The sequence below is a fragment of the Amycolatopsis sp. 3B14 genome (genome assembly GCF_050958625.1).
Taxonomy (GTDB): Bacteria; Actinomycetota; Actinomycetes; order Mycobacteriales; family Pseudonocardiaceae; genus Amycolatopsis_E; species Amycolatopsis_E thermoflava.
The window spans coordinates 1-13,995 of record NZ_JBHZEN010000106.1 but is presented as its reverse complement, the minus strand read 5'-3'; the positions used below and the strand labels follow the sequence as shown (position 1 = coordinate 13,995).

Genomic DNA, 13,995 nt, shown 5'->3' with positions numbered 1-13,995 from the left:
GAGCCGCTGCTGGACAACGCGCGCTGGGCTGGCCAGGATGTGGAATCGCGCCGGAAACTGCGGGAGGACGGGTGAGCGTCAGCACGACGGACGTGGCTGCGGAGCTGAAGATTCTGCGAAAGGGGCGAGGGGTTTCCGCGAACCGGCTGGCGGACCGCGTCGGACCGGCATTGCACGCGGTGTGCGGCATTTCCGCCGCGGACAATGCCGCGGTGGTCCGGCAGAAGGTGTCAGACCGGTTGGGGACGCTCATCGGGGCGCTGCCGGACGACCTGCGGACGTCGCTGCTGGCCGCGTTCGCGCTGCACGAGCAGGCGCGGCACCCCTTCTACCAGGAACGCGTGCACTGGGCCGCGCAGACGCTGGACCGGGACGCGCGCACGGTCCGGCGGCGCATCGACGAGGGCATCGACCGGCTCGCCGAACTCGCGGTGGCCGGCGCCGAGCCCGCGGAGGCGCCGGCACCCAGCCGGAGCTGGCACACCGAGGAGCTCCGCGTGGCGCTCGCGCTCGACCAGCCGGTGCCGGAGGCGTTCGAGTTCCGGCGGGTGGTCGTCGACGCGGACGAGATCGACGAGCTGGACCTGGCGCTGACCCTGACCTCGGCGGGGCCGGACACCACGCCACTGCGGGAGACGGACCTGCAGGTCGACGTGTTCTACGGGGGCGTGCTGACCGGGCGGCGTATGGAGTCGAGCGACCGGATCGGTCTCGCGCTCCGGCCGCCCGGCCGCCTCCGCCGCGGCGACCGGCACGACATCGCGCTGCGGTTCCGCGCGGGCCTGCGCCAGCCCCACTACGTGTGCGTGCCGCGGCACCCCTGCGACCTGTTCGACCTGCACATCCGTTTCGCCCGGCCGCTGCCTGCCGAGGTCGTGCGACTGGACAAGGCGTTCCAGGACGACGCCCGCGACCACTCCGCTCGCGGCACGCCGATCGAGCCCGACGAGGCCGGCGAGGTCCACGAGCAGTTCCGCCACCTGGTGCCCGGCTTCGCCTACGGCGTGCGCTGGCGCCCCGTCGCCGCGGGCTGACCGGGTTCACCGCGTCCGTACCGCGGCCCGCGCCGCACTGGCCTTTGCGGACAGTGCGCGAGGCGCTCGGAAGGTGCGGCGCACGTCGGCGGCCGCCTCGTCCACGATCCTGGTGGCGTGGTTCCGCGACGCGGGGTCCGCCAAGGCCAGTGCCATGCCGAGGTCGAGGCGGGTCGCCAGGGTCTCGGGGTGTCGCAGGCCGAGAAGCCGTCCCTGTCCGGCCACGATGTCGTCCAGAACCCGGGCCTGACGGCCGAAGTCGCCCAGCCGCCCGTGGCTCGACGCGATCGCGTGGCGAACCCGGTACCGCAGCGGGTTGTCGTCACCGAACTCGCCGAGGAGGACCGTTTCGGTGCCGGACAGGATTTCGAGCGCCTCCTCGGCGCGGCCGGCGGCGGTCAGCGCGCGGGCCAGTGGCACCGACGCGGCCAGGGTGAGCGGGCTGCCGGCGCCCTCCTGCTCGCGGTACTTCGCCGTGAGGTCCCGCAGGACGGCCGGCTCGTCCGGTGTGCGCAGGTGCTCCATGTCCAGCGCCAGCGCCGCGTCCGCCCACAGCAGCAGGGCTTCTGCATGACCGCTGTGGTGGTGGCGGCCCCGTCGCCGGTACGCGCCGGCCACGTCGGCCGCCAGGTCACGGGCGGGACGGGATCTGCCCATCAGGAGCAGGTTCCGCGCGTGCTCGAGTTCCATCGCCGCCGTGCGGTCGGCGTCCGCGCGGAGTCCGTGCGCCCCGTCGAACAACGGCAGGGCGCGGTCCGGGCGGCCCCGGAACCGCCGGGCCCTGGCGAGCGCGGTGATCGCGCGGAGCCGCTGTTCCGGCCCACGCGGCCACCGGATCGCGTCGTGCCGCCAGAACACCTCGTCCGCCGCGGCGTAGTCACCCTGGCAGTCCAGGGCCTCGGCGGCGGTCAGGCCGGCTTCGTACCGGACCGTCTCGTCGGCGGCGGCCGCCATTGCGTGCCGAGCGTGCCGGACCGCCTGGGCGTACAGGCCGCAGTCGATCTCCACGCGGGCGGCGTCGGCGTAGTCGGCGGCGGTGGCGTTGCCTGCCAGGATCGCGGCGCGCACTTCGCCCGCCGCCGCGTGATCGCCGAGGGCGGAGTAGGCGGCCGCGACGGGACGCAGCAGGGCCGCCCTGGGCCCGGTCGTCCGCTCCGCGAGTGCCCTGGCGTGCTGGAGCAGCAGCACCCGGTGCCGGGGATCGTCCGCCGGCAGGCGCAGTGCGGCGCCGGTGACCAGGGCATCCGGCTCGGCGTGCGGGAACGCGCTGCGGGCCACTTCGAGAACCAGCGTGTGCAGCCGGAGGCAGCCGGGGTCGGGCCGGGCGAGGCCGCGTGCCACGAGTTCACCGGCCGCCGCGGTCACGGCGTCAGTGGACAGTCCGAGCGCTTCGGCGGCGAAGCCGGTGGGGATCGGGACCGGCGCGAGCACGGTCCCCAGCAGCACGAGCCTCCGCGCGACCGCCGGAAGCTCGCCGATCAGGTCGAGGATCGCCTGCGGAGCGGTGCTCGGCCGGGCCGCCAGCACCTCCGCGTCCAGGGTGCCCGACCGGCCGCGGAGGAGGTGGGCGTTGGCGCGGATCGCGAAGGGGTGCCCGTCGCAGCGGTCGACCAGCCCGCGGACGGCATCACGCTCGTCCGCGCGCAGCGGGCGGATGCCGTCGAACAGGCGGAGGCCGTCCGATGGCGCCAGGCCGGCGAGGCCGATCGCCGGGGCGGCGGCCCAGGCCGGCTGCGCCACGCGTGCCGTCACCAGGGTCGCCACCCGCGCGGTGGGCAGCACGATCTGGTCCAGGACAGCGGGTGGCAAGCCGGCGGGGACGTCGTCGACGAGCACGAGGGTGGGCTCGTCGATCCGTTCGGCGGCGAGCCGTCGCAGTTGGGGGAGCGTGAGCCCGGTCGTGTCCACCGCGAACCGCTGGGACAGTGTGGCCGACAGGGTGAGGTGGAACAGCGACAGGAAGTCCGCCGGATCGAGGTGACCGAACGGTCCGGTGCGGACGGTTCCGCCGGGGTAGGCGTCCCGGAAGAGCGTCGCGTACCGCTCGGCCGTGGCGGTCTTGCCTGATCCGGGCGCTCCGCAGATCACCGCGGCCGGTGTGGCCGGCGCCGCGCCGACGGCGAACCGGGCGCCGCAGAGGGCTTTGTGGATGCTCCAGAACACCTCGTGGCGGCCTGCGAACTGATCGGTCGCAGGGCTTTCCCCGGGCCATCGTTCGCGCACCACCCTGGCCAGTTCGGCCGCGCTCCCGGGCATGGGGACGACGCACTGGGCGAGTTCCGCCGGAACCAGGTGCGCGACGTCCCCGTCCGCCGACAGGGCCAGCACCCGGCGCGAGCCGCCACCGGACGCGGCCAGGAAGGTCGTGATCAGCGCCCACTGGCGGGGCCCGCTCAACGGCCGGGACCGCGAATGCACGGCGAGCAACAGGTGAGCGCCCGCCAGCGCCTCCGCGGTCGCGGCGGTGACCACGTCCGGGCCGTCCGGATCGTCGTCGAACCGCACGGTCAACCCGCGCTCGCGCAACTCCTGCTCGAGCCCGGCCGCCCCGGCGAGGGCGCCGAGGTCGGCGTGGGGGAAGGTCAGGAAGACGTCGCAGCGGGGCGGGAGCCTCGGGCGCCGCACGGACTGATCCGGGAGAACCACGGCGCTGGGATCGGCATCCGCTGCCCGTCCGCTACACCTTTCCGGAACTGTCCCGGAATTGACCTGTCGTGGCGCGGCCGGTCAGCCGCCGAACGGACAAATCCAGGACAACAACCGCGCCACCGCAACGCCGAACCGCGGCACCCCGATCAACCTGTCACCCGTCCTCGTTACCAGGGAGACAGAGATGGACATCGCCAGTGGTGCCGCGGGTGGCCCGGGAAGCGGACTCGCCCCGGCGTCGTGGTGGGCCGAGCCGTGACCGCCAGTGTTTCGCCGCCGGTGACCGCCGTCGATCCGCCGCCGTCCGCCCCCACCGAGGAGTACGCGGTTCTCGCGGATCTCCCGAGGCCGGAGGGACGGCTGGAAAAGGACGTGCTCGACCCGGTGGTCGCGGCCGCCCGGCGGGGCGACGAACGCGCGGTCCACACGTTGATGACACTCGTCAAACCGGTGGTCGCCCGGTACTGCCGGGCGCGGATGGGCGGCCGTGACCTGTCCTACCTCTCCGCCGACGACGTCGCGCAGGAGGTGTGCCTGGCGGTCGTGAAAGCGCTGCCCGGCTACGAGGACCGGGGTGGCTCGTTCCTGTTCCTGGTGCGGGCGATCGCGGCGAACAAGGTGGCCGACGCCTACCGCCTGGTGTCGCGTGACCGTTCGGAGCCGGTGGCGGAGCTGCCGGAAAACGGGACGGTCTGGCGCGATCCCGAGGAGCACGTCCTCACCCTCGACCTCGGACGACGGCTGAACGGCCTGCTGGCGCGACTCCCGCCGGCCCAGCGGGAGGTCCTGGCCCTGCGCGTCGTCGCCGGGCTGTCCACGGCCGAGACGGCCCAGTCGATGGGCATCACGCCCGGCAACGTCCGGATCAGCCAGCACCGCGCGCTGACGAGGTTGCGGCGGATGATCGCGGAGGAGCCCGGTCAGGAGCGGAGCCGGTGAACGAGCCGGGCGACCAGCTCGTCGGCGATGTCGTGAGCCGACGAGCGCAGGTCCGCGACGGCCAGCGCCTCCTCCGCATCCACGCGAACCCGGTCGTACCCGTGCACGGTGACCGAGTTGCGCGAGGGTTCGTCCAGCCGTCCGAGATAGACCAACGTGGCGTGGTCGAGTCCGATCGCCGGAGCCAGGTCGCGCGGCAGCGGGACGTCGACGCGGAGGAGCAGGCCGAGGATCTCCGCGAGCCGGCCGGTCAGGTCGTTCTCGTCGAGCACCGAGCCGATCGACCTCGCCGGCAAGCCGAACCAGCAGGACCGCTGGCCGTCCCGGTGCACGGCCAGACCTGCTTCGCCCTCACGCGAGCACGCCCAGGCGAGTTCGTCCGAGAAGCCGGTGTCGAGAGCCTGGGCGTGGGTGAACAGGCCCTGCGCCCGGCCACGGCCGGCCAGGTCGTCGGCGAGCTGCTGGAGCCGCCGGATCCTGAGCCGGTCGCCGTCTTCGACGGGAGCGAGGTGCAGTTCGACCGTGGCCCGCTGCGGGCGGTAGCGGTTGGCGAAGAGATCCGGCACCCAGAGCACGGTCGCGGGCCGGGCGAGCCGCCTCCACTGCGGTGACCGACCGACGGGGACCGCGCCGGGGCCTGATCGCGGTGGCAGGACAACGGGCGGGCCGAGGGGCGGGCGGACGTGTTCGGGCTGTCTGGTCAGCGTGCGGAGGAGGTACTCCATGCCTGCGGGGGAGCTGACGTCGTAGCGGTCCACGTTGTTCGGCTGCAGGAAGAGCGGGATCTCGTCGGTGCGGTGCCCCGGCAGGATCACGGGCAGGATCTTCTTGGTCCATTTTCCCCGGTCCGCCGACAGCAGGTCCCGCAGCAGCGCCGCTTCGGCCTGGACGCCGCGGTGGCGGTCGGCGGGCCCGAGGCCGTCGCCCATCTCGCGGTAGACCTTGGACGCCACGACGAGCACGAAGTCGGCGCTCAGGATGTGCTCCGTGGCCCAGGCCTGCCAGTCGCGGCGGTCGGTGTCCGCCCAGCTGTCGATGTCCGCGTCGATGCCCTGTGCGCGCAGGGAGGCAGCGAATTCGCGCACCGCCGCGCGGTGCTGTTCGTCGTCATGCGCGTAGGAAATGAAGACGGTCACGGTCGAACCCACCGGGAAACGATAGAGCATCTTTTCCCGGCGCGGTTCGGAAGTCGCGCTGGACAAATAGTGGACAGCTTGCCCATTCGCCTGCGCGGGCGGCGTTTCCCGTGAGAACGTACGGGCGGTCGGGATCCGGGAAAGGATGGCGAACGTGCGGAATCCGGGTACCGTCGGTATTTCACCGCGGGTGTACGTCTCCTACACGCGGGATTCGCCGGAACACGTCAGGTCGGTGCGGGAGTTCGCGGCATTCCTGCGCACCGGGCTGGGTGTGGATGCCGAACACGACGAGTGGCACGCCACCGAGCGCCGCGACTGGATCGCGTGGACCGTCGACCAGTTGCGGACAGCCGAGTTCGTGCTCGCCATCGCCTCGCCGGAGTACAAGCGCGTGGCCGACGGCGGGCGGCAGCGCACCGAGGGGCGGACCCGTGAGTTCGAAGCGGCGATGCTCCGCGACAACCTCGCCCGCAACATCCCGGAGTCGACCCGGCGGGTGCTGCCCGTCGTCCTGCCCGGCGGCCGTCCCGAGGACATCCCGGACTGCCTGTGCTCGTCGTCCCAGGACTACTACTCGATCCCGGAATTCACCCGCGACGCAGCCGAGGACCTGCTGCGCGTCCTGACCGGCGCGCCGCTGCACGAGAAGCCCCCGCTCGGGACGTTCACCCCGCCCGCGCCGGGTGTCGACCCGGTCGTCGTGGTGCACCGCGCCGCCGCGCCGCCGACCGACCGGGTCCTGGCCGTGGGAGCGGTCGTCGACCTCGGCGGGGTGCGACGGCTCGTGGACGGGCAGCACTGGTCGGAACACCCGAACCGGGACCACTCGGCCGTCTGCCGCCAGGCGCGGGCCTCGGCCTTGCCGCCGGACGACGGCAGCGCCTGGCTCCGGCAGGTGGCGGTGCGGCAGCCGACGGGAGCGGCGGACGCGGCGGTCGCCGCACTGGCCCGGGAGCACGAAATCCTCACCGTGCTGGACGGCCGGGCGCCGGAACTGCCGCGGCCGCTGGGTTTCTTCCGCGACGGTCACCTCGCGACACTCGCCACCCGCTGGCCGACGTCGCGGAGCCTCGGCGGTCCGGGCGAGACGCTCGCCACCGACATCCCGGCTGCCGGCGAGTCCGTCGACCCGTGGCGGATGCGGCAGGTGCTGCGTGGCGTCGCCGGGCTCTGCGGCGCGCTCGCGGCGCTGCACGCCACCGGCGCCGCGCACCGGAACCTGGCGCCGGAGCGGATCATCCGGCTCGACGACGGCCGCCTCGCGCTCGTCGACCTCGGCCTCGCCGCCTCCGCGCCCACGTCGGGGGAAGGACCCGACCGGTACCGGGCGCCCGAGCAGCGCCGCGGGAGTTCCCGGCTCACCGGCGCCGCCGCCGACGTCTACCAGGTGGCGGCCGTGACCTGCCACCTGCTCACCGGCACCCCGCCCAGCCCGGCGGTGGCGTTGCCGATCCGGGGCCGGGTGCCCGCGCTGCCGGACAGCGCCGCCGCCGTCCTGGACGCCGCGCTGGCCGCCGACCCGGCCGCCCGCCCCGCGATGAGCGCGCTGATCGCGGCTCTTTCGACTCTCCCCGCCATCCCCGCCTGAGGACCCGCCCGTTGTTCCGCACAGTCGAACTCCCCACGCCCGCCGTCCTCGTGCCCGCCAGGGAGCTGCACACCAAGCTGGCCAGGGCCGGCCGTGACCACCCCGGTCTGCCGAGCGGGCTGGACCAGGTGCTGCGGGATCTGGCCGTCCGCCAGGAGGGCGTGCCGGTGACCGTCGCCGAACCGCGCCGCCCCGGCGGCGACCGGAGCCTGCGGCTGCACACCTACGGCTACGTGGTCACCCTGTTCCCCACCCGCAACGGGGACGGCTACCTGGTCGTGGGGATCGATCCGCTCCGGATGCGCGACCACGACCGCCTCGCCGACGGGCACCTCCTGGTCCGCACCCGATGGCGGGCGGTGTTCGAGCTGCCGCAGATCCCGCCCGGCAGCAGTGCGCACTGGCCGCGGCTCACCGGGGAATGGGACGCGCTGGTGCGGGCGCGCGGAGACCGGCGGCAGGCCCCGGACATCTCACCGGCGCACGAGCGGTTCCTCGATACTCTCGACGAGCTCATCGAAACCACGCGCCGGTTCGCCGCGCGCGACGACGATTCGCCGGCGAGGTACCCGTACCGCTCGGCCGAGCCGGTGGGGGAGCGGCGCTTCAGCGGCGCGCCGGTCTACGTGTTCCGGATCGCCGGGGACCGGATGCCGGTGCGCGGACGGCTCGTCCGGCTCCGTGGCGAGCCGGAACAACGCGGGGAAGTGGTCCGGGTCCAGGACGACCTGGTGACGGTGCGGTTCGACCAGCCGCTCGACTGGAACCGGCTGGCGCCGCAGGGCGAGCTCCAGGACCGGCCCAACGAGGTCGTCTACGCCAAGCAGCGCGAAGCCGTCGCACTCCTGCGGTCGCGGAAAGCACACAACCGCAACCTGATGTCCGTCTTCGTCGACCACGACGCGCGGCCGTTGACGGTGGTGTCCGCCGAGCCTGCGGAGGCCCTCGACGCCGACCAGCTCGCCGCGTTCCGCGCCGCGCTCGGGGTCCGCGACGTGCTGGCGGTGCTGGGCCCGCCCGGCACCGGCAAGACGCGCACGATCAGCGAGATCGCCAGGGCCCGTGCGTTGTCGCCGGACCGCGGCCGCACGCTCATCGCGTCGTTCACGAACCGGGCGGTGGACAACGTCCTGGCCAAGCTGCCCCGGGACGTGGTCGTGGTCCGTGTCGGCAGCGAGGGCAAGGTCGACGCGGAGGGCCGCACGTTCCTGCTGGAACACCTGGCCACCGAGCTGCGTGCCGAGATCATCGCCACCACGGCGGTCGCGCGGCAGGGTTACGAAGGTGTGCCGGTGGCGCAGGAGTGGGCCGGCGAGTTCGGACGGCGAATCGCCGCGCTGCGCGAAGACCTGGCCGTGGAAGCCCGCGCCGGACAGGCATTGGATGCCGCTCGCCGGTCGGTGGGCGGGCCGGCTCAGCAGCGGGTGGACGACCTCGCCCGCGCCCTCGGCGACCGGGAACGCGCGGCCGCGCAACGCGCCGACCGGCTCCGGAGCCTGCTCGAACGCCAGGAGCGTGCGCAGCGAGGCGGGCCGTGGAGCAGGCGGTGGGCCGCGTGGATGGCGCGGCGGCGGAGCGACCGCGCCGACCGGCTGCGGGCGGACTTGGCGGCCCGCGGCCAGGAGGCCGCCGCGCTGCGCGGCCGCCTGCACGAGGCCGCCGCCGCCCTCGACCTGGCCACCCGGGACGCGCCCCAGGTGATCGCGGCGGCCGGTGTGCTCGACCAGGCGGTGTCGGCACGCCGCCGGCGGGCGGCCGAGGCCGGTCAGGCTCTCGACGCGATCCGGGCGGCGCTCGGGCCCGTCCACGCGGTGCCGGTTCCGCCGGACACCGGCGATCCCGCTGCGTTGCCGGCCGCGCTGACCGACGTCCACGCCGGGCTCGGGCCCTGGCTGGCGTGCCTCACCGCCCGCGCCCGGCTGCTCGACGAGTGGCGCACCGCGGTGTCCGGGGCGACCGAGCAGCTGTACCCGGAGCTGGTCCGGTACGCCGACGTGGTCGGAGCCACCTGCACCGGAGCCGCGTCCCGTCCGGAGATCGCCGGGGAGACGTTCGATCTGGCGATCATCGACGAGGCCGGTCAGATCGGCACGGCGGACGTGCTGGTCCCTCTGGTCCGGGCCGACCGCGCGGTCCTGGTCGGCGATCACCGCCAGCTTCCCCCGATCGTCGGCAGCGACGTGCTGGCGTGGGCGGAGGAGACCGGCGATCCCGCTGTGCGGGACCTCGTCACCAAGAGCGCACTGGAGATCCTGGTGGAGCGGCACGCGCTGCCGCCGAGCCACGTGGTGGCGCTGACCCAGCAGCGGCGGATGCCGAAGGTGATCGCCGACTTCGCCTCCGCGGCCTTCTACGGCGGGCGGCTGACCACGCACGTCGAGCGCGTGCACAACGACCCCCTGTTCGCCGGCCCGCTGGTCTTCGCCGACACCTCGCAGCTGCCGGTGCGGGACCGGTCGGAAACGCCCGTGCGGCGCGGGGCGACGCGCGGGACGGTCAACCACGCGGAGGCCCGGCTGCTGGCCCGGCTCGCCGCCTTCTACCACCGGCTCGGCGCGGACTGGGCGCTGATCGTGCCCTACCGGGCGCAGCGCGGGCTGATCGCCCAGCTCCTCACCGGGGACATCCCGGACCTGGACACGGTGGACCACCACGTGGGCACCGTCGACGCCTTCCAGGGCGGCGAGCGCGACGTGGTCCTCTACGGGTTCACGCGCAGCAACCGCGCCGGCGAAGTGGGGTTCCTGGACGAGCTGCGGCGGGCCAACGTCGCGTTCACCCGCGCCCGGCGGCAGCTGGTGCTCGTCGGCGACATGGACATGTTGTGCCGGGCGCGGGACCGCGGGTTCCGCGACCTGGCCCACCTCCTGCGCGCGCACGTGCTCGCCCACGGCGAGGTGCGGCACCACCGGGAGCTCATGGCCGTGCTGGAGCAGCGGCGGGAAGCGGGAGCGGAACTGGCATGACCGGCAGCGGAAAACCCTTGCTGTACCCCGAAGAGCGGGCGCTCGACGACGCGGCGTGGGAACAGGGGCTCACCCCGTCGCGGATCTTCGCGATCCTGCTGCCGGTGTGGCAGGTCGAGGTGCGCGCCACCGTCACCGAGGGCAGGCCCTACGAGCTCATCGACCGCTTCCTGGAGCGCGGGATCCTCGAGGGCGGGCTGACCTCGGTGGCCGAGCTGTCGCGGTTCTTCGCCCTGGACGAGCCCCTGGTCGACCGCGCCGTCCGGGTGCTGTCGGCCATCGGGCACGTCACCGTCCGGGACGGCCGTCTCGCCCTCACGGAGCTGGCCCTGCGGTCGCAGCGGGACCAGGTCTGCTACGTGACCACGCGGGAGGACCGGCGCAAGATGTATTTCGACGCGTTCTCCTCACGGCCGTTCAGCCGCGGCTACTACGACTCTGGCACCGTCACGTTCCTGACCGCGGACAAAGCCGCCGCGGCCACGGCCGCGCACCCGTACCCGCGGTTCCTGAAACTGACCAGCACGCGCGGCTTCCGCCGGGACGCGCTGCGCGACCTCGAGGGCCGGTCGGACCGGGACCACTACAACCTGCCGTTCCGAGTCGAGCAGCCGGAGAGCCTCGGCGAGGAATGCGTGTACCTGCCGGTGTACCTGGTCCGCGCGGCCGACGCCCGGCGCGCGCCGCGCTACCTGGTCTACAGCCAGATCACCGACACCGCGGACCCGGAACTGAGCGACCTGTGCGGCTCGCTGCCCGAGATCACCGGGCTGGTGGAGTCGGAAGCGCTCGCCGTCCAGCCGGGACGGCACGAGCAGCGCATCGCCGACTGGCTGGCGGACAAGGGCGTCCACGGAGTCAGGGCGGTTCAGACCGAGCGCGGGTTCTGGCAGGTCACGCTCCCCGCGACGGCGTTCCGGCCGTCCGGCCGGGTGCCGCTGAGCCGGATCGGCTCGTTCGTGCCGCTGGGCACCGGCGTGCTGGGGGTGTGGTGCGAGGACGCGCGGATCCGGGAGGACGCGTTCCTGCGGCGGATCGACGCCTACGTCACCGCCAGCCGGACGGACGTCGGCGACTGGGTGGTGCGGCTCGCGCGCCGGCTGGGCCTCGCCCTGGGGACCGTGGCCGAGGTCGGGGCGCTGGCGCGGCGCGCGGGGATGAGTTCGCTGGCGGCGGTCCTGGCCGAGCACGCCGGTTCCTGATGCCGTTCCGGGTACATTGTGGACAACGGAATGCGCCTGGGGTGGGTGATGCCCGTCGTCCCCCTTTCCGGTGTCGGTGCACGGAAATCCGCCCGCGGATGCCGCCATCGGGCGCCGTAGGGTGTAGCGTCAGGGGGGTCGAGAGCAACCCGCGCGCGGGCGGTCAAGCCGGCGCCGTTCTCGGCCGCTGACGCCGACCCGGTCACGGGCCGGGGGCAGGAGCACCGGCATGTCGTCGGGCCCGCACGTTCGCACCACCACCCCGAAGGCCGGTATGGCCGCCGGGCCGCCGCGGCTGAAACTCCGAGCGAGTCAGAACCCGTCGGTGCCCACCCCGGGGTACGTCGACGGGGCCTGGTGGCCACGGTCGCGAGACCTGTCCGCGGAGCTGCCGGCACTGCGTGCGGTGCTGGCAGCCCGCCTGGGGCCGATCGACCGGATCGCCTACCACACGACCGCCTGGGACCCCTCGGTGCGCCACTTCGACCGGCGCGGCTCGCTCGTCCCGGTCGTGGGTTACCGCAGGCAGGATTCGGACACGGTGGATGTGACGACCTCGGCGGGTGACCGCCTCGTGCTGGTGGTGGTGCCGCCCGCCTAGGTCTCGACGTATCGCGCCAGCCGCGCGGCGAGTTCGTTGCGGCCGACGTCCACGGCGAACACCGGGCGGGGCGCGTCGGAGCGGTCCGCGGCGATGACCCCGGTGACGAAGCGCGCCACGTCCGCCGGTTCCGGGACCACGTCGTCCCCGGCGAACCAGGCGAGCACCATCGGCGTCTCGCCCGGCCCGGTCTCCACGGCCACGGCCCAGCCGCTGCCTTCGCTCCACACCAGCATCAGGTCCTCGCCCGGCCGGGTCGGCCACCGCCGGGTCAGGCCCAGGTACGCGGTGGCCGTGTCGCTGAGCTCGAAGGAGGTCGCTTCGGCGGGCACGCCGACGGCTTCGGCGACTGCCCCCAGGTATCCGGCGAGTCCGCGGCTGAGTTCGGTCAGGCCGGCGGCGGGAGAATCCATGTGCCCAGCCTAGTTGGGCCGCGTCAGCGCCTGAGCTGCTCGGCCAGGAAGCGGCGCAGCGGTTTCGGCGGGCGGCCGGTCAAGCGGTGCACGGTGCCGGTCACCCGGTCTTCGCTGCCGTGCCGGATGCCCTCGTCCAGGGCGGCGAGCGCGGCGGCGAAGTCGGCCGGGTAGCCCGCCGCCACGAACCGGTCGGCCAGGTCGGTGGTCCCGACGCTGGTGTGGCGCACCTCGATGCCGGTCACCTCGCTGTAGATCGCGGCGGCCTCGGCGTAGCTGATGGCCTCCGGGCCGGTGATCACGTGTTCGTCGCGGCCGCACTCGTCGGCCAGCAGCAGCGCCGCGGCGGAGGCCGCGATGTCGGCGGCGTCGATGAACGCGACCCGCCCCTCGCCGGTCGCGGTCACGATCTCGCCGCGGGTCCGGATGCCTTCGGCCACCGGGTGGTCGCCGGTGAAGTTCTGCATGAACCACGACGGCCGCAGCACGGCGAACTCCGGCATGATCTCCCGTACGGCGCTGTCCACCCGGCCCAGCCCCGGATCGCCGGTCGCCACAGCCGACGAGCTGAGCAGCACGACCCGGCGCACTCCCGTTTCCCGGGCGCGCTCCAGGAACGGGCGCACCAGGGGCTCCGGCTCGGCGACCCCGACCGGCGCCACCAGGTACATCCGCTCCACCCCGTCCACGGCGGCGTCGTGGGTGGCCGGGTCGGACCAGTCGAACCCGGTGCGCCTGCTCGCCGCCCGGACCGTCACCCCGGCTTCGGTGAGCAACCGCACGAGGGGACGCCCGGTGTTCCCGGACGCGCCTGTGACCAGGACTTTCACTGAGCCCCCTCCTGCATGGCGACCAGCTCGCCGAGCCGCCCGAGAGCGTGCCCGGCGGCGAGCGGACTCCAGTAGTCCCGCAGCGACTCGATACCCTCGGCGCCCACCCGGACCACGTTGACGTACCGCATCCGGTAGGGCAGTCCCGTGCGCAGCGCCGTGCCGTCGACCTCCCACTCCACGATCAGCACGTCCGGGTCGGTGGTTTCATGGCGGGTCTGGGACGTGATCGCCGTGATGTCGACGTTGTCGGTGTAGTCGCGCACGTACTCGCGGACCGCCTCCCGGCCCCGGAGGATGGGCCAGCCGGGCGGCGCGAAGGGAAACTCCATGACCCCGCCGGGGGCGAAGACGTCGGCGAAGCCGTCCATGTCGTGCGCCAGCACGCGCTCGTGAAGCCGATCCAGAGCCTCATGCGCGCGACGGCGCCGGTCCTCAGGGGAGAGAGTCACGACAACGCTCTCAGATGGTCGGGACGATACCGTCTCGTCCATCATAGCGCGTGGAGTGAAGTCATCAACGCCACCGCCACCCGGCAACCAAAAGCAAGCGACTATCCCAACCAGACCTCCCCCGCCCCCGATCCACAGCCGATCTTTAGTCGCCGACCAGGGGTGTCAAGGCACGCTTTCCC

At 73.7% G+C, this 13,995-nt stretch carries 11 protein-coding genes; 6 read left to right on the top strand and 5 right to left on the bottom strand.

Translation table 11 applies throughout. From position 1 onward, the window contains the following. Positions 1-239: 239 nt before the first annotated feature. On the top strand, positions 240-1,034 hold the full coding sequence (locus ACCP09_RS38750; RefSeq protein ID WP_378335738.1) for a hypothetical protein: 795 nt from the start codon (positions 240-242) through the stop codon (positions 1,032-1,034). Between the two features lie 6 nt (positions 1,035-1,040). Here ACCP09_RS38750 and ACCP09_RS38745 read toward each other — a convergent pair whose 3' ends face one another. Continuing rightward, positions 1,041-3,659: a hypothetical protein gene (locus ACCP09_RS38745; RefSeq protein ID WP_433753998.1), complete on the bottom strand. Its 2,619-nt coding sequence runs from the start codon at positions 3,657-3,659 to the stop codon at positions 1,041-1,043. 279 nt (positions 3,660-3,938) lie between these two features. On the opposite strand from ACCP09_RS38745, the gene shbA reads away from it, so the two are divergent. Then, on the top strand, positions 3,939-4,622 hold the full coding sequence (shbA, locus tag ACCP09_RS38740) for an RNA polymerase sigma factor ShbA (RefSeq protein ID WP_378366197.1): 684 nt from the start codon (positions 3,939-3,941) through the stop codon (positions 4,620-4,622). On the opposite strand, the gene ACCP09_RS38735 is transcribed toward shbA, so the two are convergent. After that, positions 4,604-5,770, bottom strand: coding sequence for a toll/interleukin-1 receptor domain-containing protein (locus ACCP09_RS38735; protein ID WP_433753996.1), 1,167 nt, complete (start codon positions 5,768-5,770; stop codon positions 4,604-4,606). The genes shbA and ACCP09_RS38735 overlap by 19 nt on opposite strands. Positions 5,771-5,912: 142 nt before the next feature. Between ACCP09_RS38735 and ACCP09_RS38730 the strand changes: the two genes are divergently transcribed. The 4 genes from ACCP09_RS38730 (at position 5,913) to ACCP09_RS38715 (ending at position 12,118) form a co-directional block, all read left to right on the top strand. Beyond that, positions 5,913-7,349 carry an SEFIR domain-containing protein gene (locus tag ACCP09_RS38730; RefSeq protein ID WP_433753994.1) on the top strand — a complete coding sequence of 479 codons (1,437 nt, stop codon included), beginning with the start codon at positions 5,913-5,915 and terminating at the stop codon, positions 7,347-7,349. Positions 7,350-7,360: 11 nt separating this feature from the next. Next, complete coding sequence (locus ACCP09_RS38725; RefSeq protein ID WP_433753993.1) at positions 7,361-10,315, top strand: DEAD/DEAH box helicase; 2,955 nt, start codon at positions 7,361-7,363, stop codon at positions 10,313-10,315. Continuing rightward, positions 10,312-11,517, top strand: coding sequence for a hypothetical protein (locus tag ACCP09_RS38720; protein WP_433753991.1), 1,206 nt, complete (start codon positions 10,312-10,314; stop codon positions 11,515-11,517). Before ACCP09_RS38725 ends, ACCP09_RS38720 begins: the two co-directional genes overlap by 4 nt. A gap of 229 nt (positions 11,518-11,746) precedes the next feature. Beyond that, on the top strand, positions 11,747-12,118 hold the full coding sequence (locus ACCP09_RS38715; RefSeq protein WP_027931262.1) for a DUF5994 family protein: 372 nt from the start codon (positions 11,747-11,749) through the stop codon (positions 12,116-12,118). On the opposite strand, the gene ACCP09_RS38710 is transcribed toward ACCP09_RS38715, so the two are convergent. From ACCP09_RS38710 to ACCP09_RS38700, 3 genes are read right to left on the bottom strand one after another with little or no spacing between them, the layout of a single operon-like run. Further along, positions 12,115-12,531: a DUF6292 family protein gene (locus tag ACCP09_RS38710; protein WP_433753988.1), complete on the bottom strand. Its 417-nt coding sequence runs from the start codon at positions 12,529-12,531 to the stop codon at positions 12,115-12,117. The two genes, ACCP09_RS38715 and ACCP09_RS38710, sit on opposite strands and share 4 nt — an antisense overlap. 23 nt (positions 12,532-12,554) lie before the next feature. Then, on the bottom strand, positions 12,555-13,361 hold the full coding sequence (locus ACCP09_RS38705) for an ergot alkaloid biosynthesis protein (RefSeq protein ID WP_433753986.1): 807 nt from the start codon (positions 13,359-13,361) through the stop codon (positions 12,555-12,557). Then, positions 13,358-13,813: a nuclear transport factor 2 family protein gene (locus ACCP09_RS38700; protein ID WP_378366193.1), complete on the bottom strand. Its 456-nt coding sequence runs from the start codon at positions 13,811-13,813 to the stop codon at positions 13,358-13,360. The genes ACCP09_RS38705 and ACCP09_RS38700 overlap by 4 nt, the downstream gene beginning before the upstream one ends. Between the last annotated feature and the right edge of the window lie 182 nt (positions 13,814-13,995).